Genomic DNA, 19,374 nt, shown 5'->3' on the forward strand with positions numbered 1-19,374 from the left:
TTCTGGGGGGTGCGGCGCTACCGTGAGCCATGGACACGGCATTCGTCACCGGACTGGACCGGGTGGACCCGGCCGACCTCGCCGCGGCCGGTGGTAAGGCCGCCAACCTCGCCGAGCTGATCGGGGCCGGGTTCCGGGTGCCGGACGGCTTCTGCCTCGGCACCGCCGCCTACGCCCGGGCCGCGACGGCGGCCGGCCTCGGCACCGGCCCGGACGCCGCGGTCGCCGGGGACGCGCTGCGTGCGGTCACCGTGGCCGAGGAGATCGCCCGGGAGGTCCGCGCCGCCTACGCCGCGCTCGGCCCGGACGTGCCGGTCGCGGTCCGGTCCTCGGCGACCGCGGAGGACCTGCCCACCGCGAGCTTCGCCGGGCAGCAGGACACCTACCTCAACGTCGTCGGGCCGGGCGCGCTGCTCGACGCGGTGCGCCGCTGCTGGGCGTCGCTGTGGACCGGGCGCGCCGTCGCCTACCGCGCCACCGCGGGCGTCGACCCCGGCGGCGTGCGGCTCGCCGTGGTCGTCCAGCGCATGGTGGACGCCGACGTCGCCGGCGTGCTGTTCACCGCGGACCCGGTGACCGGCCACCGGGGCCGCACCGTGATCGACGCCGCGCCCGGGCTGGGGGAGGCGGTCGTGTCCGGGGCGGTGAACCCGGACCGGATCGTCGTCGAACCGGACGGGGCGGTCGCCGAGTACCGGGTCGGCGACAAGGCGACGGCCGTGCGGGCCGTGGCCGGCGGCGGCGTCGAGCGGACGGCGGTGCCGGCCGGCGGCGACCGCTGCCTGTCCGCGGCCCGGATCGCCGAGCTCGTCGCCCTCGGCCGGCAGGTGGAGGCGCATTTCGGCGCCCCGCAGGACCTGGAGTGGGCGTTCGACACCTCGGGGACGTTGTGGCTGCTGCAGGCCCGGCCGATCACCACGCTGTACCCGCTGCCCGCCCCGGCCGCACCGGGCCTGCGGGCCTACCTGTGCGTGAGCCTGGCCCAGGGACTGACCCGGCCGATCACCCCGATGGGGATCTCCGCGTTCCGGGTGATCGCCGCGCGGGCCGCGCGGGAGGCGTTCCGGGCCCCGGTGGCCGACCCGCTGGCCGGGCCCGCCGCGTTCGCCACCGCCGGTGGCCGGGTGTTCGCCGACATCACGCCGGTGCTGCACAGCCCCGGCGGGAGCCGGCTCGCCCCGGCGCTGCTGGACGTGATGGAGGCCCGCTCGGCGGTCGTGCTGCGCGCGCTGTCGGCCCGCCCGGAACTGGCGCCGCGGGGCCGGTCCCCGGTGCCGTTCGTGCTGGGGGTGCTGCGCACGCTCGCGCACTTCCGGGCCCCGCTCGTGCTGCTCCGGGCGCTGGCGAGCCCGGAAGCCGGGCTGCGGCACGCGGAGCGGGTCGGGCGCCGGGTGCGGGTGCTGCGCCCGCTCGGGCCGGGCGCGCCCGCCCGGGACCGGCTCGACCACGCCGTCCGGCTGCTGGACGGGGTGTTCCCGATGATCCCGACGGTCGTCCCGGTGGCCGGGGCGGGCTTCGCCGGGCTCGGCGCGGCCCGGCTGCTGGCCGGTCCCGCACTCGACAGCGGCGCCGTCCACGACGTGCTGCGGTCGCTGCCGCACAACTGCACCACGGAGATGGACCTGCAGCTCTGGGCGGTGGCCGTGCGGGTGCGGGCCGACGCGGCCTCGGCCGCCGCGCTCGCCGGGCACCCGCCGGCGGAGCTGTCCGCGCGGTACCGGCGTGGTGAGCTGCCCGCGGTGCTCGCCCGCGAGCTCGACGCGTTCCTCGCCGAGCACGGGCACCGGGCCGTCGCCGAGATCGATCTCGGACTGCCGCGCTGGTCCGACGACCCGTCGCACCTGCTCGGCGCGCTGGCCAACTACCTGCGCGACGACGGGGGCGACCCGCCGGACGTCCGGTTCGCCCGCGGCGCCCGGGCCGCCGAGGCCGCCGTCGCCCGGGTCGTCGACCGGGTCCGGGAACGGTCGGCGTGGCGGGCCCGGCTCACCGCGCTCGCGCTGGACCGCACCCGCCGGCTGGCCGGGATGCGCGAGGAGCACAAGGACCTGCTCGTGCGGCTGCTCGCGGCCGCACGGGCCGAGCTGGCCGCGGTCGGCGCCGAGCTCGCGGACCGCGGGCTGCTCGACGACCCCACCGACGTGTTCTTCCTCGAGCTCGACGAGGCCGGGGCGGCGCTCGACGGCGTGGACCACCGGGACCGGGTCCGCGCCCGGCGTGACGAGTACACCCGCGAGCTGGCGCGCCGGCACGTCCCCCGGGTGCTGCTCTCGGACGGCACCGAACCGGAGGCCGAACCGGGCACCGGGCCCGCGGGCGCGGACGGTGCGCTCACCGGCTCGCCCGCCTCGGCGGGCACGGTGACCGCGCCCGCCCGGGTGGTGCTGGCCCCGGACGGGGCGCACGTCGAGCCCGGCGAGATCCTCGTCTGCCCGTCCACCGACCCCGGCTGGACACCGCTGTTCCTCACCGCGGGCGGGCTGGTGATGGAGATGGGCGGCTCGAACTCGCACGGCGCCGTGGTGGCCCGGGAGTACGGCATCCCCGCGGTGGTCGGGGTGGCCGGGGCCACGGAGCGGATCGCCAGCGGGGACCTGCTGACCGTCGACGGCGGCGCCGGCCTGGTGCGCCGCGGCTGAACCGGGACGATGGACCCCGCCCGGGCGCCCCCACACGGAGAGGCGCCGCGGGCGCGGGCATCCCCGACCCTAGGAACCCCGGGCGGTCCGGTCCACGCCGCTCACCGACGCTGCCCGGACACGGCAGCGGCCCGGGTGCCGCGGCTTCCGGGATCACCCCGTCGTCGCGCAGCGCGGCTCCTGGAGGGCCCCGCAGACCGGTCGTCCCCGCCGGTACACCGCCCGGACCTGCAGCTCCCCGGTCAGGACCACCAGGTCGGCGCGGCGCCCCGGTTCGAGGGCCCCGACGTCGTCGAGCCCCAGGGTGGACGCCGGCGTCGAGGACGTCAGCGCGACCGCGCGCTCCAGGCCCGTCGCCCGGTCCGGCGCGTTCGCCACGATCCGCCGGAACAGCGCGTCCCCGGTCGCGGTGCTGCCCGCGATCGAGCCCCGGCCGGCGAGCCGGGCCACCCCGCCGGCCACCCGGACGTCGAGCCCGCCGAGCCGGTAGCACCCGTCCGGCATCCCGGCGGCGACCATGGCGTCGGTGACCGCCGCGACCCGCCCCGGTCCGGCCGTCGCGAGCACCAGGTCCCACAGGGCGGGGTGCACGTGCAGGCCGTCGGTGACCAGCTCGACGGTGACCCGCGGGTCGCCGAGCAGCGCGGCCGCCGGGCCGGGTTCGCGGTGGTGCAGCGGCGCCATCGCGTTGAACAGGTGGGTCCCGACCCGTGCCCCGGCCTCGATCGCCTCGACGACCGCGGCGTAGCCGGCGTCGGTGTGCCCGACGGCGGCCAGCGCCCCGGCCGCGGTGACCCGCCGGATCGCGTCGAGCCCGCCGTGCCGTTCCGGGGCCAGCGTGACCATCCGGACCACGCCGGTGCGCAGCAGCGGGTCCAGCTCGGCGGGGTCCGGGTCGCGCAGCAGCGCGGGGTCGTGCGCGCCGCAGCGGCCCGCCGCCAGCCACGGCCCCTCCAGGTGCACGCCGGCCAGGTCGCCGTCGGCGACCAGCTCGGCGAGCGCGTCCACGGCGCGGCGCAGGTCCGCAGGCCCTGCCGTGACCAGCGACGCGAGCGTCGTGGTGGTGCCGTGGGCCCGGTGGAACTCGACCGCGCGCCGCGCCTCGGCCGGGTCCCCGGTGGTGTAGGCGGCGCCGCCGCCCCCGTGCACGTGCTGGTCGACGAACCCGGGGACGACGACCGCGGCGCCCAGCTCGACGTCCGCGGCGCGGGCCGGGCGCCCGGTCCCGGTCGCCGTGATCCGCTCGCCGGTCACCTCGACCCAGCCCGGCCCGCAGGAGCCGGGCAGCACGACGGTGTCCGCCGCGAGCAGCGTGCCGCCGGCTCCGGTCACATCGTCTCCGTGACCTTGCGGAGCCCCCGCGGCGCGTCCGGGTCACCGCCGCGGTCCACGGCGACGTGCCGCGCGAGCAGCTGGAACGGCAGGATCTCCAGCAGCGGCGCGAGCGGCTCGTCCACCTGCGGCAGCGGCAGCGTGGTACCGGGACGGCCGACGGTCAGCACGTCCGCGTCCCGCTCGGCCAGCGCGTCGAGCACGGGGGAGAACGCGTCGCCCCCGGCCCCGGCGGACATCACGGCCAGCACCGGTACCCGGGGTTCGACCATGGCCAGCGGCCCGTGCAGCAGGTCGGCGCCGGAGAACGCCTGCGCCGAGACGTACGCCGTCTCCATCAGCTTCAACGCCGCCTCCCGGGCAGTGGGGTAGGAGTACCCGCGGCCGGAGGTGATCATACGGTCGGCGAACCGGTACCGGACGGCGATCCCGGCGACCTCGGCGTCCCGCGCCAGCACCTCCTCGGCACGGTCGGGCAGCCCGCCGACCTCGCCGGTCCCGCCCCGCACCCGGTCGAGCAGCAGGTACAGCGCCAGCAGCTGGGCGGTGTAGGACTTGGTCGCCGCCACCGCGCGTTCCGGCCCGGCGAGCACGTCGACGTGCGCGTGCGCCGCCCCGGCCAGCGCCGACGACGCGTTGTTGGTGACGGCGACGGTGAGCGCGCCGCCGGCACGGGCCACCTCCAGCGTGCGCAGCAGGTCCGGGGACCCACCCGACTGGCTGATCGCGACCATCAGCACGCCGGTCAGGTCCGGCCGGGCGCCGTAGGCGGTGTACGTCGACGGGGAGACCAGCCCGACCGGCATCCCGAGGGTGATCTCCATGAGGTACTTCGCGTACAGCGCGGCGTGGTCGCTGGTGCCCCGGGCGGCGAGCAGCGCGAACCGCGGTGCGCGGCGGCGGATCAGTGCCGCCGCCGCGTCCAGGCCCGAGCTGCCGTCCGGCCCGGCCTCTGCGAGCAGCCGCCGCCACACGGCGGGCTGCTCGGCCGTCTCGGCCGCCATCAGGGCTCCGGCCGGGGTGGTCGGTGTCGTGGTCACGGGGTCTCCTCCAGGGACGGGACGGCGCCGGCCGGGGTGTGCGGCGCGTCGGTGAGCGCGCGCGCCAGGTGCAGCGCGCCGAGGACCGGGTCGGCGCGCAGCACGTGCAGCGGCACGCCGGGCAGCCGGTCGCGGACGAGGTCCTGCACGGCGGGTCGGTGCACGACGAACCCGCCGCCGAGCACGACCGGGCCGGTCAGGTGGAGCCGGTCCAGCACGCAGCGGGCGAGCCCGGCCAGCGCGTCGGCGGCGCGGGCGAGGATCGCGTCGGCGGCCGGGTCGGTGCCGGCCAGCTCGGCGACGGCGGCGGAGCGCGCCGCCCAGTAGCGGCGGTCCGGGCGGCCGTAGACGTGGTCGAGCAGCTCGTCGCTGCCGTCGAGCCCGCAGCTCGCGAGGACGGCGCCGGTGACGGCATCGCGGGGCAGCCCGCGGTCGTGCCGGGCCAGCGCGTGCCGGACCGCCTCGCGGGCCACCCACCACCCGCTGCCCTCGTCACCGAGCAGGTAGCCCCATCCGCCGGCCCGGAACTGGGCGCCGTCGCGGCGCCGCCCCCAGGCCACCGACCCGGTGCCGGAGATCAGCGCGACGCCCTCGTCGAGCCCCTCGGCGGCGAGCAGGAGCTGGGTGTCGTGCACGACCAGCACCCGGGCGTTCGGCACCCGCTGCGCCAGCAGCGCGGTCAGCCGGGCGACGGTGGCCGGCGAGTCGGCACCGGCCGCGCCGGCGCACACCGCGGACACCCCGGTCAGGTCGCCGAGCCCGGCCAGGACCGCGTCCAGCTGGCGGCCGGCCTCCGCGTCACCGACCGAGGCCAGGTTGGCGCTGCCGGTCTCGCACTCCCGGCGCGCCCCGCCGGCGCAGCGGACCGCCCTGGTCTTGGAGCCGCCGATGTCGAGGCCCAGCAGGTCGCTCACGACTCCACCGACTTCTGCGGGGCCGCCCAGGTGCCGCCGTTCTCCCAGTAGCCGCGGATCTCCTCCAGCTCGCGGCCGCGGGTCTCCGGCGCGAGGCGGTGCACGAACACCAGGGCGAGCAGTGCGAGCACCCCGAACACCACGAACGTGCCGGCGCCGCCGAGCTCGGTGAGCATGGTGAGGAAGAACGCCGCGACCACCGCGTTGGCGACCAGGTCGGCGGTGAGCATGGTGCTCGCGCCGAGCGAGCGCAGCCGGGACGGGAAGGCCTCACCGGCGTAGACCCAGACCAGCGAGCCGAAGCCGAACGTGAACCCGACGGTGAACAGCACCAGCCCGAGGAACCCGAGCACGGACCCGCCACCGGTCGCGAACACCACGACCAGCAGCAGGTTCGCCACGACCATGATCCCGATGCCGCCGAGCAGCACCGGCCGCCGTCCCATCCGGTCCACCGTCACCAACGAGCCGAGGACCGCGACCAGCCCGGCGACCTGGACCAGCGCGGGCAGCCCGAGCAGGGCGGCGTTGCCGGTGAAGCCCATCGCCTCGAAGATCCGCGGCGAGTAGTAGACGATCGCGTTGATACCGGTGATCTGGATGAAGAAGCCGAGCCCGAGCACGAACAGGGTGGCCCGCAGGTAGGGACGGCGCAGCATCTCCCGCCAGGCCCCGCGCCGGGTGGTCTCCCCGGACTCGGTGGTGATCTCGGCGAGGTGCGCGTCGACGTCGGTGCCCGGCTCGAGGCGCTCGAGCACGGCGCGCGCGTCGGCGATCCGCCCGCGCATCGCGTACCAGCGGGCGGTGTCGGGCAGCCGGGCGATCATCACGGTGACGAGCACGGCCGGCACCGCGGCGAGTCCGAGCATCCAGCGCCAGCTGCCGGTCCCGGCGAGCGCCCAGGCGACGAGGTAGCCCGCGATGATCCCGACCACGGTGGCCACCTGGTAGAGCACGAGCATCGCCCCGCGGATCTTGGCGGGTGACGACTCGGCCACGAACACCGGCGCGACCACGATCGACACGCCGATCGTCACGCCGAGCAGCAGGCGCGAGACCAGCAGCATCGGCACCGACCACGCCAGCGCCGAGAGCAGCGAGAACAGTCCGAACCCGACGGCGACCGCGATCATGGCCGGCTTCCGGCCGATCCGGTTGGCCAGCGACCCGCCGCCGATCGCGCCGAGGATCTGGCCGATCACGACGACCGTCGCGACCTGCTCCTGCTGCTGCGTGCTCAGCCCGAACTCGTCGGTCATGAACAGCAGCGCACCGGCGATGTTCGACTGGTCGTAGCCGTAGATCACGCCCACGGTCGCGGCGGACGCCGCGACCAGTACGCCGAGCCTCGATGCTCCGCGCAGTTCCTGAAGGAATCCCACTGTCCCGCTCTCTCCGTAGATTGATGTAGACCAATCAGTGTGTGGTAGGTTGGCATAGACCAATCAGGGAGGTCAAGGGTGGAGTTGCGGTCCGGCGTACGGGTGCCGAAGTACTGGACGGTCAAGCAGGCGCTGCTCGACCAGGTCGCCGCGGGCCGGCCCGGCACCGCGCTGCCCACCGAGCGGGAGCTGGCCGAACGGTTCGCGACCTCGCGGACCACGGTGCGGCAGGCGATCACCGAGCTGGTCACCGAGGGCCGGCTGCACCGGACGCAGGGCAGCGGCACCTACATCGCCGAGCCGCAGCGGGTCGAGGTGCAGCAGCTCACCTCGTTCACCGAGGACCTCGGGCCGGACCGGGTCGCGGACCGGATCCTCGACGTGCGCACCGAACCGGCCGACGCGGACACGGCAGGCGCGCTCGGCGTCACCGCCGGCGAGACGCTGCACGTCGTCGAGCGGGTGCGGCTGGTCGACGGGGCACCGCTGGCGGTGGAGACCGCCCGGCTCGCCGGAGACCTGCCCGGACTGGCCGCCGAGCTCGCGGAGCGGGGCTCGCTCTACGCGACCCTGCGTGACGCCTACGGCCGGGAGGTCGCGCAGGTGCGGGACTCGGTGCAGAGCCGGCTGGCCGACCCGGCCGAGGCGGAGCTGCTCGACGTCGAGACCGGACACCCGTTGCTGCTGGTCCGGCGGTTGAGCCATACCGCAGACGGCCGTCCGGTGGAGTGGACCCGGTCGGTGTACCGGGGGGACCGGTTCACGTTCGTCGCGAGCACCCACCGGGTGCGGTGAGCGTCGGTCGTCGCCGGGCCCGGCGCGCGCCGTGACGGCCCGGGCACGGCGTGCCGCGGGAGCCGTCGATCACCACGGTTCCGCCTCCGAAGGGCGGGGACGTGCCGCTCGCCGAAGCATCAGGTGTCGATCGGCGCGATCTGCCCCCGCTGAGGGCGAGATCGTGCGTCTCACGGTCGCGCGTGCTGTCGATCAGCACGAATTGGCCCTGGGTGGGGCGGGATCGTGCGGTTCGAGTGCTCGTGCGGTGTTGATCTGCACGAGTTCGCCCTAGGTAAGGCAGGAACGTGCGTCTCACGGTCGCGCCTGCTGTTGATCTGCGCAGTATTGCCTCGGGTGGGGCCGGAAGGTGCGTCTCGCGGTCGTGCGTGGTGTCGATCTGCACGTATCTGCCGTGGGTGGGGCGGGATCGTGCGTCTCACGGGCGCTCGTGATGTCGATCAGCACGAACTGGCCGTGGGTGAGGCGGGATCGTGCGTCTCGAGGTCTCGCGCGATGTCGATCAGCACGGTCGCGCCGTCCCGACGGCGGGAATGTGCGTTTCGTCGTCGTGCGTGGTGTCGATCTGCACGAGTTCGCCCCAGGTGAGGCGGGAACGTGCGTCTCACGGTCGCGCCTTGTGTGGATCTGCACGGTATTGCCCCGGGTGACGCGGGATCGTGCGGGTCGCCGTGATCGTCGCCCCCCGGTCCGCGGCGGACGGTGAGCGCCGCTGAACTGTCGGGGGCGGGTGTCACCCTGCGACCTGGGAGGGGAGACGCTCATGAAGATACTGGTGGCCACCGCCCGGACCCAGGGCGCGCGTTCCAACGACTTCGACTGGTGCATCGAGGGCGAGCTGGTCCGGATCGCGGAGGTGTGCGCCCGGGACCGGAGCGACCCCGACGGCGGCTGCGGCTGCGGGCGCGGGTTCGGCGGCCTCAACTCGCACCGTTCCACGACGACCGCGATGGTCGCCGAGGTTCCGCTGTCGTGGGAGGACTACGTCCAGGCGATCCGGTCCAGCATGGAGCAACAGGGCTGGTGCCCGTGTGCCGGCTGCGCGGTCGCCGCGGCCGAGCACCTGGCCGCCGTCGTGGCCGGCCTGCCGGTCGGAGCCGTCGTCGAGCGGCGGCTCGACAAGATCGTGGTCCGCGCGTCACCGGCAGCGCAATGAAGGGTTGGGCTCGGGAACGCGAAAGGCCGCCGAGCAGGACTCGCGCTGCTCAGCGGCCTTTCGCCACGCTCGTCAGTCGAGGTAGTCGCGCAGGACCTGGGACCGCGACGGGTGCCGCAGCTTCGACATCGTCTTCGACTCGATCTGGCGGATCCGCTCGCGGGTCACGCCGTAGACCTGGCCGATCTCGTCGAGGGTGCGCGGCTGGCCGTCGGTGAGCCCGAACCGCAGCCGGACGACGCCCGCCTCGCGCTCGGACAGCGTCGCGAGCACCGACTGGAGCTGGTCCTGCAGCAGGGTGAAGCTCACCGCGTCGACCGCGACGACGGCCTCGGAGTCCTCGATGAAGTCCCCGAGCTGCGAGTCGCCCTCGTCACCGATGGTCTGGTCCAGCGAGATCGGCTCCCGGGCGTACTGCTGGATCTCCAGCACCTTCTCCGGGGTGATGTCCATCTCCTTGGCCAGCTCCTCCGGGGTGGGCTCGCGGCCCAGGTCCTGGAGCAGCTCGCGCTGGATGCGGCCGAGCTTGTTGATGACCTCGACCATGTGCACCGGTATACGGATGGTGCGGGCCTGGTCGGCCATCGCGCGGGTGATCGCCTGGCGGATCCACCAGGTCGCGTAGGTGGAGAACTTGTAGCCCTTGGTGTAGTCGAACTTCTCGACGGCACGGATCAGGCCGAGGTTGCCCTCCTGGATCAGGTCCAGGAACGCCATGCCGCGGCCGGTGTAGCGCTTGGCGAGCGACACGACCAGCCGGAGGTTCGCCTCCAGAAGGTGGTTCTTGGCGCGCTCGCCGTCCCGCACGATCCAGCGCAGGTCGCGGCGCATCTGCGGGGACAGCTTCTCGTTCGCCTCGAACGACTTGCGCAGCCGCTCGGCGCCGTAGAGGCCGGCCTCGATCCGCTTGGCGAGCTCGACCTCCTCCTCGGCGTTGAGCAGCGCCACCTTGCCGATCTGCTTGAGGTAGGCGCGGACCGAGTCGGCCGATGCGGTCAGCTCGGCGTCCTTGCGCGCCTGCCGCAGCGCCTCCGACTCCTCCTCGTCCCAGACGAAGTCGGCCGACTTCTGCTGCGAGGACCGCGTGGTCGGCGCCACCCGGTTCTTGCCGGTGTTGGTGTCGTCGTCCTCGTCGTCATCGTCGGGCGCGTCGGGCGCGTCCTCCGCCTCGACCTCCACCTCGGCCGCCTCGACCAGGTCGGCCTCGATGTCGGCGGTGTCGAGCTCCTCGTCGAGGACGACGTCGCCGTCCTCGAGCTCGGCCTCCTCGCCCTCGGGCTTCTTGGTCGAGGGCTTCTTCGTCGCCGCCCTCTTCGGGCCGCCGGCCGGGGTGTCCTTCGTGGCGGTGCCGGTCTTCGCGGCGGCGGTCTTGCGGGTGCGTGCGGCCGGCTTCTTGGCGGTGCCGGTCGCCGCCGTGCCACCGGAGGTGGTGCTGCGGCGGCTGCGGGATGCGGTACCCGCCGTCGGCTCGACGGACGAGTCGCTGCGTGCTGCGGAGTCTGCGGCTGCCACCTGGGCCCTCTCGCTACGTGCGCTGGAGTGTTACGCGGCCGGTTCGCGGTGCGCCCGTCGGGACGACGAGGCCACGCCTCCGGTCGGAAGTCCTGTCCTGGCACCGCCTCGGTCGCCGGCGTCGGTCGAAGGTCGCCGCGCGTCCCGGAGGCGGGGTGCGCGTTCCATTGTAACTGCGCACCGCCGACCACGACGCACCTCACGCCGCCCCGCGCGTTCCGGAGGCGCGACACGTGGTCGGATGGTGCCGTGAGCCCGCACCAGAGCAGCGATCCCGCCACCCTGCGCGCCGTCGCCGAGCAGGTCGCGGCCGAGGCCGCCGAGCACCTGCGCGGCCTGCCCGCCCCGCGCGACGAGGGCGTCGCCACCAAGTCGTCGCCGACCGACGTCGTCACCGCGTCGGACGCCTCGGTCGAGACGTTCGTCCGCACCCGGCTCGCCGAGCTGCGGCCGGGCGAGCCGGTGTTCGGTGAGGAGGGCGCCGGTGACGCCGACACGGCGCGCTGGGTCGTCGACCCCATCGACGGCACCGTGAACTACCTCTACGGCCTGCCCTGGTACGCGATCTCGGTGGCCGCGGTCGAGCACGGGGCGACGGTCGCCGGCGCGGTCGCCGAGCCGGCGTCCGGTCGGCTGTGGTCGGCCGGGCGCGGCCTCGGGGCCAGCTGCGACGGCCGCACGCTGGCCGTCGCGCCGACCGTCGACCTCGGACAGTCGCTGATCGGGACCGGGTTCTCCTACCGGGCCGAGCGCCGGGCGCGGCAGGCCCGGCTGGTCGCGGCGATGCTGCCGGAGGTCCGGGACGTCCGCCGGGCCGGTGCCGCGGCGCTGGACCTGTGCGCCGTGGCCGCCGGCTGGCTCGACGGCTACCTGGAGCACGGCTGCAACTGGTGGGACTGGGCGGCCGGCGCCCTGATCGCGCAGGAGGCGGGGGCGCTGGTGCACATCGCCGTCCCGCCCGGGGTGGACGACCTCGGCGGCGACGCCGACGGGCTCGGCGCCGACGTCTCGCTGGCCGCGACCCCCGGCATCGCCCGCGAGCTGGTCGCGCTGGCCCGCCGCAGCGGTTCCGCGGAGGTCTGAGCCGCGCCTCAGGTGCAGACGCCCTCGCGGGCCTGGGACAGCAGGCCCGGATCGGCCTGCGCGCCGCCCTCGGTGCCCTGCGAGGCCAGCTGGTCCAGCGCGTCCCGGGCCGCCCGGCCCGGCGCGACGTCGGTGAACGCCGTCCCGACCACGACGTCCACCACCGGGCCCGGCCGCTCGTCGCGAATCAGCTCCACGCACGGCAGCGCCAGGGCCAGGGTGGCCGCGGCGCTCTCGCCCTCCGGGCCGAACCGCATCTGACCGATGCAGTCCAGGTTGCCCTCCGGGAACGCCGGGTCGTTGCCGGGGGTGGTCGCCTCGGCGAACTCGAGGTCCTTGAGCTGCGCGGCCACCAGGTTCGCCTGGCCGCGCTGCCCGCCGGCGTTGAGTACCTGGAAGCGGACATCGCGCGGCGGGGCCGCCTGGACGCCGTCCAGGTCGGAGCGGCTGATCTCCGATCCGGGCAGCGAACCCGACGTGGGAGCCGCGCAGTCCGTCGACGACGGGCCCTCCGACGCGGTGCTCAGCACCACCGTCCAGGTGGCGACGGCGAGCACGGCCAGCACCACCGAGGTCGCCACGATGGGTCCGGTCCGGCGCCGCTCGTAGGGCCGCGCGGAGCGGGGCAGCCGCAGGCGCATCAGAAGGATCCTCCGTCCAGGACGTGGTGGCCGAGGGCGACGAGCGGGCCCACCGAGCCGTCGAGTCCCGCCGCCATGTCTGCCGGGACCGATCCGGCCCGGACCCGGGCGAGGATCCCCGCGAGGACCACGGCGAGCTTGAACGCGCCGAACGCGACGTACCAGGGCAGCGGGGCGACGTCGAGGCCGGTGCGGGCGGCGTAGGCGTCGACGAGCTCGGTGCGGCGGGGGAACCCGGGCAGCGCGGTGGGGGACGGCAGCGGCTGGGCGTCCGACCAGACACGGTCGTCGCCGTCCTGCTGCCAGTAGACGAGCAGCAGCCCCAGGTCGGCGAGCGGGTCGCCGAGGGTCGACATCTCCCAGTCGAGGACGGCGCGGATCCGGGCCGGGTCGGTGGCGTCGAACACGCAGTTGTCGAGCCGGTAGTCGCCGTGCACGATCGTGTGCCGCTGCGTGGCCGGGACGTCCGCGGCGAGCCGCTCGGCGAGCCGGGTGAGTTCGGTCTCGTCGTCGGCCGTGACCGGGATCGGGTCGTCGCCGTCGCGGGCGGTGGCCCACTGGGTGCCCCAGCGCCGGATCTGCCGCTCCATGAAGCCCTCGGGGCGGCCGAAGTCCGCCAGGCCCACCCCGGCCGGGTCGACGGCGTGCAGCGCGGCGAGCACGTCGACCAGCGCGGTGCCGGCCGCCCGCCGCTCGTCCGCCGTGGCGGCCCATCCGTCGGGCAGCTGCGCGAGCGGGACGACGCCGTCGACCAGCTCCATCACGAAGCAGGGCGCGTCCAGCACGTCGTCGGCGGCGGCCAGGACGGCGGGCACCGGCACCGGTGTCGGGGCCAGCGCGGCGATGACCCGCTGCTCACGGGCCATGTCGTGGGCGGTCGCGGCGACCTGCCCGACCGGCGGGCGGCGCAGGACGACGGCGCCGGCGGGGGAGGACACCCGGTAGGTCAGGTTGGAACGACCGGCGCCGATCGCGGCCAGCTCGGCGTCGCGCCACCGCTCGTCGTCCAGGGCCGTCGCCAGCCAGCCACCGACCACCGCGGGGTCGGCACCGGGGGTGGGCGTGCGGGCACTCGTCGTCACGCCGACCGACCCTAGCCGGGACGTCCGCGGGGCCCTCGCTGTGACACCCCGTGGCGTGCGGTGCGGCTGACCGGGGGACTCCCCGTGCCACCTGCAGGGACCTTGGGCTACCCTGCCCGCCGCCGGTGGCGGACCGGCCCCGCCGGACGGAGGCGAGCAGATCGGCGCCGAGCCGTCGGCGGAGTGAGACCGGCGTCACCTCCGCCGCCGGGCACAAACCTGGCCGCCGCGACGTTCCTCAGCGGCACGCGACGACCGACAGATGCGAAGGACCCTGCTGCCCACCGGCCGGAGTGAGCAGCACAGACGTGAATGGCAAGGGTGAGACCCATGGCGACCGACTACGACGCACCGCGTCGCAACGAGGCCGACGAGATGGCCGAGGACTCGCTCGACGAGCTCAAGCAGCGCCGGAACGAGGCGCAGTCCGCGGTCGTCGACGTCGAGGAGACCGACACCGCGGAGAGCTACGAGCTCCCGGGTGCCGACCTGTCCGGGGAGGAGCTGACGGTGAACGTCCTGCCGAAGCAGGCGGACGAGTTCACCTGCGCCAGCTGCTTCCTGGTGCACCACCGGAGCCGGCTCGCCAGCTCCTCGGGTGGGCAGTATCTCTGCCGCGACTGCGCGGCGTGACGCGCTGACAGCGGGCGAACGGGCCCCGGCGGATTCCGCCGGGGCCCGTTCGCATGCCAGGGGTCAGGAGTTCTGCGGGTGCGCCGCCTGCGCGGCGATGGCCGAGCGCAGCGCGTCCGGGCGGCGGCTGCTCATCACCCAGTACGGCTCGCCGACGCCCGGGTCGGTGACCTCCACCCGGACCAGCGGGCCGATCCAGGGCCGGTGCAGGACGTAGGCCAGCGGGTCGAGGTCCGGGCCCATCGCCCGCTGCTTGTCCTTCTTCGCCACGGTGTCGGTCACCCCGGTCGCGGACAGCGGGAGCACACGGCCGTTCGAGATCAGCTTGCCGTCGCGCACCGTGGTGCGGCTGCGGCCCATCCACCACAGGACGGCGACGCACAGCGGGATCATCACCGCGTAGCCGATCCAGGAGCGGAGGCCCGGGTACCCCATGTGGATCTGGGCTCCCAGCAGGACGCCGAGCCCGGCGGCGAGCAGGTACCACCACACCGGGACGGACAACCGTTCGTCGAACGCAGTGGGGCCGGACGTCGCAGAGTCCCGCTCCGGAGGCCGATCGCTCACGTCGTCCAGGGTAGCGTCGCCCGCCGTGCCCGGTTCCGCCCCCGCTCCCCCGGACGAGCCGCTGGTCGCACCGTCCGTCGACGTGCTGCTGACCAGGCTCGACCCCGGCATCCCGCTGCCCTCCTACGCCCGCCCCGGTGACGCCGGGGCCGACCTGGTGACCACCGAGGACCTCGTGCTCGCCCCCGGCGAGCGCCGGCTGGTCGGCACCGGAGTCGCGATCGCGCTGCCCGACGGCCACGCCGGGTTCGTGCACCCGCGTTCCGGGCTGGCCGCCCGCTGCGGGCTCTCGATCGTGAACGCGCCCGGGACGGTGGATGCCGGCTACCGCGGCGAGATCAAGGTCTGCCTGATCAACCTGGACCCGGCCGAGCCGGTGGAGCTGCGCCGGGGGGACCGGATCGCGCAACTGGTCGTGCAGCGGGTGGAGACGGCCCGCTTCGTCGAGGTCGATGCGCTGCCCGGGTCCGTACGCGGGTCGGCCGGCCACGGCTCGACCGGCGGGAACGCCGCGCTCGGGCGCGGGGGAGGCGAGCACTGATGCCGGGACGCACGCGCGGGAAGATGTTCGACATCCGGCCCGAGCACGACGAGGCCGAGGTCGCCGGGTCCGGCGCCTACCCCGGGTACCCGGGATACGGCGACGCCGACGTCGACCCGTACGACGGTGACCCGTACGCGGCCGACCCGTACGCGGCCGACCCGTACTCGGCTGACCCGTACGACGAGTACGACGACGCCGACGAGCCGGACGGTCGCGGTGTGAACGGTCGGAGAGCGAACGGTCGGAATGCGAACGGGACGGCCGCCGAGGGGGCGCCGAACCGCAACGGCACCGGGCGCAACGGCACCGGGCGCAACGGAGCCGGCCGCAACGGAGCCGGCCGCAACGAGACGGACCGCAACCGCGCCGACCGCAACGAGACGGGCCGCAACGGTCCCGGTCGCAACGAGACGGGCCGCAACGGAGCCGGCCGCAACGGTGCCGGTCGTAACGGGACGGGACACACGGGCCGCATGCCGGCGGGCGGGGGCGCGACCGGACGTGACGCCACGAGCACCGGGCGCACCGGTGTGGGGCGGACCGGGCGCAACGGCGCCCCTCGAGGCGCGGCGGAGGCGACCGGGGGTGCAGCGGCGACGACGGCCGTTCGTGCGGTCAACGGTCCCGCGCCGGCCGCCGGTGCGTCCGGCCGGTTCCGCCCCGGAGACGACCGCGACGGGCGGGTGGCCCCGGACGGCCGGTGGGACGACGTCGAGCCCCCGCTGCTCAGCCACCGCAGCGACGCCGAGGAGCCCGCCTACGCCCGCGAGCGGATCCCCCAGGGGTTCGACGGCGGCGATCCCGACGACCCGGACTGGGGTCACGGCACGCCCGACGACGACCACGACGACGAGTACTACGAGGACGGGTACGACGAGGACGAGTACGGCGTCGGTGACGCCCCGCTGTCCGTCCCACCGCCCGGCAGCGGCGGCCGGCCGCTCGGGCCGGCCGACGTCGAGGAGCTCGACCCGTCGATGACCGACGCGCTGGCGCGCGTCGACCTCGGCGCGATCCAGGTGCCGGTGCCCTACGGCGCCGAGATGAAGCTCGAACCGGCCGACGCGGAGCGCACGCAGGCCGTCCACCTGCTGCTGCCCGAGGGCAGGATCGCGGTGAGCGCGCTGGCCGCGCCCCGGTCGACCGGGCTGTGGGGCGACCTGTCCGCGGAGATCGAGCAGTCGCTGCGCAACGGCGGCGCCCGGGTCCGCAGCGTCCGCGGCGACTGGGGCCGCGAGCTGCACGCCCGCACCGAGAGCGCCGCCTCGGTGTTCGTCGGCTGCGACGGCCCGCGCTGGATGGTCTACGGCGTCGCGACCGCGTCGCTCGAGACCGTCGAGGCGCTCGACGTCGAGCTGCGCCGGGTCCTGCGGGGGATCATCGTCGTCCGCGGGAAGTCGCCGTACCCGCCGCGGACGGTGCTCCCGCTCGAGCTGCCCGAGCACCTGCGGCAGAAGCAGCCCGAGTCCGCCGCGGCACAGAAACCGAGCATCACCGTCTCCGTCCCGCGGCCGGCCGACACCGCCGCGACCGGGAGTGCACCGGCCCAGACCAAGGGGTCTGCCCGGCCGGCGGGCGCCACGCCTGCCCGGTCCACGGGGGCCACGCCCGCGCAGCCGACCGGGGCGACGCCTGTCCAGCACTCGGGTGCCACGCCTGCGCAGGCCACGGGGGCCACGCCTGCGCCGCACACGGGGGCCACGCCTGCCCAGCACGCAGGGGCCATGCCGGCGCAGGCCACCGGGGCCACGCCGGCGCAGCCCACCGGCGCCGCGCAACCCCGGCCGGGCGGTACCACCAAGGCCCGGCGCACCGGTGCGACGCCGGCACAGCCCACCGGAGCGCCGCCGGCGCCCGGTACCGGCACGTTCCCCGCGACCCCGTCACCCGGGCCGCGGGACGACGCCCGCCCGGCGGCCGGCCCCGCGCCCTCGCGCCGGATGCCGGCGCCCGGGCCGGTGTCGGCGCCGATCCGCCGGCCGGCCCCGGACGACCTCCGACCGGACCCGGACGACTACACGGCCGACCCCGCGCCCCGCGCGCCGCGGCCCGCCCCGCGTCGCGGGGCCACCGGCCCCGTGCCCGCCGAGCAGCCGGCCGAGCGGACCGCACTGGCCCGTCCGGTCCCGCCCGAGGACCCCGCCGAGCGGACCGCCCTCGCCCGCCCCGTCTCGCCGGAGACCCCCGCGGAGCGCACCGCGCTGGCCGGGCCGCCGGTGCCGCCCGCCGACGACCCCGAGGTGCAGGACGGTGGCGGGCCGCAGCGTGGTGGTCGTACGAGCGGGCGGCCCCGACCGGCCCCCGCGGCGTACGAGCACCCCGGCGAGCACGCGGACGCACCCGACCGCTCGCCCCGCCGGTCCCGCCGGACGGCGACCGGGAGCGGCCGGGTGCCCGCCACCGGCGCGCATCCCGTCCCTGCCGGGACCGAGCCGGCGCCGCACGAACCGATCGCCGAGCCGCCGGTCCGCCGGGATCCCGCGGTGACCGCGCTGTCGGCCACCGACCTGCTGGCCGGTACGGAGGTCGAGGCCACCCACCGCGACCGGTACGGCGAGGAGCCCTCCGGACGCCGCGCCCGCACGTCGGCCGGGGAGGAGGGCTCGGGTCGCCGCGACCGCGCGTCGGCCGGGGACGGCTCCGGTCGTCGTGCCCGCGTGTCCGCCGGGGACGGCTCCGGTCGTCGTGCCCGCCCGGCCGCGGACGACACGCACGGGACCCACGCCGACGACGTCGCGACCTTCGGGACCGGCGCACACCACACGTCCGGCGGGGACCGCGACACCACGGCCGGCCGCAGCAGCGCCGCGGCCGCCGAGAGCGGAGGGCGTTCCCGCCGCCGCGCGGCCGGCGGCGCGGGCCGCATCGACGCGGCCGACCTGCTGGCCGGGCACGGCGCCGCCGGCGGCAGCGCCGGCCCGGCCGCGCCGGACGACGAGCCGGCCCGCCCGGCGTCGATGGCGATCGCGGACATCCCGCTCGCCGACATCCCGCTGATGGACGCCACCCTGGAGCCGCGCCCCGGCTCCGAGCCCGAGCGCGAGACCCGGTCCGCGGCCGCTCGCCGGCACGCCGAGCCCGAGCCTCCGCCCACGGCCCCGTCCGCGCCCGGTCGGCGACGCAGCGAGGCCCCACCGGCCGAGCCGGCGGATCCCGAGGCCGAGTTCGGATCCGGCGACGACTGGCTCTCGACCGAGATCGCGGCCAGCCGCCGCGCCGGCCGGCACGGCGCCGGCACCGGCACGTCGGTGGCCGACCTCCTCGCGTCGGCGGCGCTCGACGCTCCGGGGAGCGGGTCCCGTCGCCGTGCCGCGGAGCCGGAGAGCCGGTCCGCCGGCTGGGAGGCCGGAGCCGAGTCGGCCGCGTCCCGCACCGACGACCCGTCGCTCACGGACGACGACGTCCCGTCCCGCACGGACGGCGACGTGTTCCGCACGGGCGGCGACGTGTTCCGCACGTCCACGGCCGGCCCCACCGGCCCGACCTCGGCGGACGAGGCCCGCAGCGCCCTGCAGGACCTCCTGCGCAGCGCCTCCGGGTACCGCGACGAGCAGGGCCATGACACCGACCATGACACCGGCCACGACACCGGCGATGACTCCGGTCACGGCACCGGAGGCGACCCGGGCGACGGGCACGGCGTCACCGGGCTCGCCGACTACCGGGCCGGCCGCTCGGCCCGGCGCCGCAGCCGTGAGCACGACCGTGGGCAGGACGACGAGCCGGGCGCGGACCCCGCCCGGGCCGCGGGTGGCTCCGGGCTGACCGGCCAGTGGCCGTCCGCCCGGCGCGCCGCCGGCACCGATGCCCGCGATCTCGGGAAGCACCGGCGGGACTGAACCGGAGGGGGTTCCGGGCGCCGTGCCCGGAACGCCCGCCGGGCGGGACCACCGGCCGCGCCCGGACGACCGGTCGGCGTGACCGGCGGGCCCGTCGGGGTGCGGGCGGCCACGTTCCGCCCGGCACAAACCGGGACGCCCGCGCGTTACGCTGGCGTGGCCGTAACACGACACCCGTCGGGTCGCCACAGGAGTGCGGGACGCCGGAGGTTCCG

At 76.2% G+C, this 19,374-nt stretch carries 15 protein-coding genes; 7 read left to right on the plus strand and 8 right to left on the minus strand.

Features of this window, described 5'->3' with window-relative positions:
• The first annotated feature begins 29 nt into the window (after positions 1 to 29).
• On the plus strand, positions 30 to 2,639 hold the full coding sequence (locus H7X46_RS10760) for a PEP/pyruvate-binding domain-containing protein (RefSeq protein ID WP_186359266.1): 2,610 nt from the start codon (positions 30 to 32) through the stop codon (positions 2,637 to 2,639).
• A gap of 153 nt (positions 2,640 to 2,792) precedes the next feature.
• Here the strand turns inward: H7X46_RS10760 and H7X46_RS10765 are convergent, their stop codons facing one another.
• From H7X46_RS10765 to H7X46_RS10780, 4 genes are read right to left on the minus strand one after another with little or no spacing between them, the layout of a single operon-like run.
• Positions 2,793 to 3,971: an N-acetylglucosamine-6-phosphate deacetylase gene (locus H7X46_RS10765; protein ID WP_186359267.1), complete on the minus strand. Its 1,179-nt coding sequence runs from the start codon at positions 3,969 to 3,971 to the stop codon at positions 2,793 to 2,795.
• Positions 3,968 to 4,975, minus strand: coding sequence for an SIS domain-containing protein (locus H7X46_RS10770; RefSeq protein WP_186362589.1), 1,008 nt, complete (start codon positions 4,973 to 4,975; stop codon positions 3,968 to 3,970). Before H7X46_RS10770 ends, H7X46_RS10765 begins: the two co-directional genes overlap by 4 nt.
• 32 nt (positions 4,976 to 5,007) lie before the next feature.
• Positions 5,008 to 5,925 (minus strand): BadF/BadG/BcrA/BcrD ATPase family protein, encoded by a 918-nt coding sequence (locus H7X46_RS10775; RefSeq protein ID WP_186359268.1) that lies wholly within the window; start codon positions 5,923 to 5,925, stop codon positions 5,008 to 5,010.
• On the minus strand, positions 5,922 to 7,307 hold the full coding sequence (locus H7X46_RS10780) for a sugar porter family MFS transporter (protein WP_186359269.1): 1,386 nt from the start codon (positions 7,305 to 7,307) through the stop codon (positions 5,922 to 5,924). Before H7X46_RS10780 ends, H7X46_RS10775 begins: the two co-directional genes overlap by 4 nt.
• 78 nt (positions 7,308 to 7,385) lie before the next feature.
• Between H7X46_RS10780 and H7X46_RS10785 the strand changes: the two genes are divergently transcribed.
• Both H7X46_RS10785 and H7X46_RS10790 read left to right on the plus strand, forming a co-directional pair.
• A complete protein-coding gene (locus H7X46_RS10785) occupies positions 7,386 to 8,102 on the plus strand; it encodes a GntR family transcriptional regulator (protein ID WP_222131267.1) in 717 nt (238 codons plus the stop codon).
• Between the two features lie 763 nt (positions 8,103 to 8,865).
• Positions 8,866 to 9,258: a hypothetical protein gene (locus H7X46_RS10790; protein ID WP_186359270.1), complete on the plus strand. Its 393-nt coding sequence runs from the start codon at positions 8,866 to 8,868 to the stop codon at positions 9,256 to 9,258.
• A gap of 72 nt (positions 9,259 to 9,330) precedes the next feature.
• Here the strand turns inward: H7X46_RS10790 and H7X46_RS10795 are convergent, their stop codons facing one another.
• Entirely contained in the window at positions 9,331 to 10,770 is a 1,440-nt protein-coding gene (locus H7X46_RS10795) for an RNA polymerase sigma factor (protein WP_186359271.1), read from the minus strand.
• A 249-nt stretch (positions 10,771 to 11,019) separates the two neighbouring features.
• On the opposite strand from H7X46_RS10795, the gene H7X46_RS10800 reads away from it, so the two are divergent.
• Positions 11,020 to 11,853 (plus strand): inositol monophosphatase family protein, encoded by an 834-nt coding sequence (locus H7X46_RS10800; protein ID WP_186359272.1) that lies wholly within the window; start codon positions 11,020 to 11,022, stop codon positions 11,851 to 11,853.
• Between the two features lie 8 nt (positions 11,854 to 11,861).
• Here the strand turns inward: H7X46_RS10800 and cei are convergent, their stop codons facing one another.
• On the minus strand, positions 11,862 to 12,494 hold the full coding sequence (cei, locus tag H7X46_RS10805) for an envelope integrity protein Cei (RefSeq protein ID WP_186359273.1): 633 nt from the start codon (positions 12,492 to 12,494) through the stop codon (positions 11,862 to 11,864).
• Entirely contained in the window at positions 12,494 to 13,576 is a 1,083-nt protein-coding gene (locus H7X46_RS10810) for a phosphotransferase family protein (RefSeq protein WP_186359274.1), read from the minus strand. Before H7X46_RS10810 ends, cei begins: the two co-directional genes overlap by 1 nt.
• Before the next feature lie 330 nt (positions 13,577 to 13,906).
• On the opposite strand from H7X46_RS10810, the gene H7X46_RS10815 reads away from it, so the two are divergent.
• Positions 13,907 to 14,209, plus strand: a complete 303-nt coding sequence (locus H7X46_RS10815; protein ID WP_186359275.1) for a DUF4193 domain-containing protein — start codon at positions 13,907 to 13,909, stop codon at positions 14,207 to 14,209.
• A 63-nt stretch (positions 14,210 to 14,272) separates the two neighbouring features.
• On the opposite strand, the gene H7X46_RS10820 is transcribed toward H7X46_RS10815, so the two are convergent.
• On the minus strand, positions 14,273 to 14,776 hold the full coding sequence (locus H7X46_RS10820; RefSeq protein WP_370588703.1) for a DUF3093 domain-containing protein: 504 nt from the start codon (positions 14,774 to 14,776) through the stop codon (positions 14,273 to 14,275).
• A 25-nt stretch (positions 14,777 to 14,801) separates the two neighbouring features.
• On the opposite strand from H7X46_RS10820, the gene dut reads away from it, so the two are divergent.
• Both dut and H7X46_RS10830 read left to right on the plus strand, forming a co-directional pair.
• Positions 14,802 to 15,317 (plus strand): dUTP diphosphatase, encoded by a 516-nt coding sequence (gene dut / locus H7X46_RS10825; RefSeq protein WP_186359277.1) that lies wholly within the window; start codon positions 14,802 to 14,804, stop codon positions 15,315 to 15,317.
• The gene (locus tag H7X46_RS10830; protein WP_186359278.1) at positions 15,317 to 19,159 is read left to right on the plus strand and encodes a DUF3710 domain-containing protein; all 3,843 of its coding nucleotides are present in this window, start codon (positions 15,317 to 15,319) and stop codon (positions 19,157 to 19,159) included. Before dut ends, H7X46_RS10830 begins: the two co-directional genes overlap by 1 nt.
• Positions 19,160 to 19,374: the final 215 nt, after the last annotated feature.

It is taken from the genome of Pseudonocardia sp. C8 (assembly GCF_014267175.1).
Lineage (GTDB): Bacteria > Actinomycetota > Actinomycetes > Mycobacteriales > Pseudonocardiaceae > Pseudonocardia.

What these genes read in the sequence shown, in the direction of transcription:
- H7X46_RS10760 (WP_186359266.1), top strand. Translation starts at nt 30, where the DNA reads ATGGACACGGCATTCGTCACCGGACTGGACCGGGTGGACCCGGCCGAC.
- H7X46_RS10790 (WP_186359270.1), top strand. Translation starts at nt 8,866, where the DNA reads ATGAAGATACTGGTGGCCACCGCCCGGACCCAGGGCGCGCGTTCCAAC.
- H7X46_RS10830 (WP_186359278.1), top strand. Translation starts at nt 15,317, where the DNA reads ATGCCGGGACGCACGCGCGGGAAGATGTTCGACATCCGGCCCGAGCAC.
- H7X46_RS10815 (WP_186359275.1), top strand. Translation starts at nt 13,907, where the DNA reads ATGGCGACCGACTACGACGCACCGCGTCGCAACGAGGCCGACGAGATG.
- H7X46_RS10770 (WP_186362589.1), bottom strand. Translation starts at nt 4,975, where the DNA reads ATGGCGGCCGAGACGGCCGAGCAGCCCGCCGTGTGGCGGCGGCTGCTC.
- cei (WP_186359273.1), bottom strand. Translation starts at nt 12,494, where the DNA reads ATGCGCCTGCGGCTGCCCCGCTCCGCGCGGCCCTACGAGCGGCGCCGG.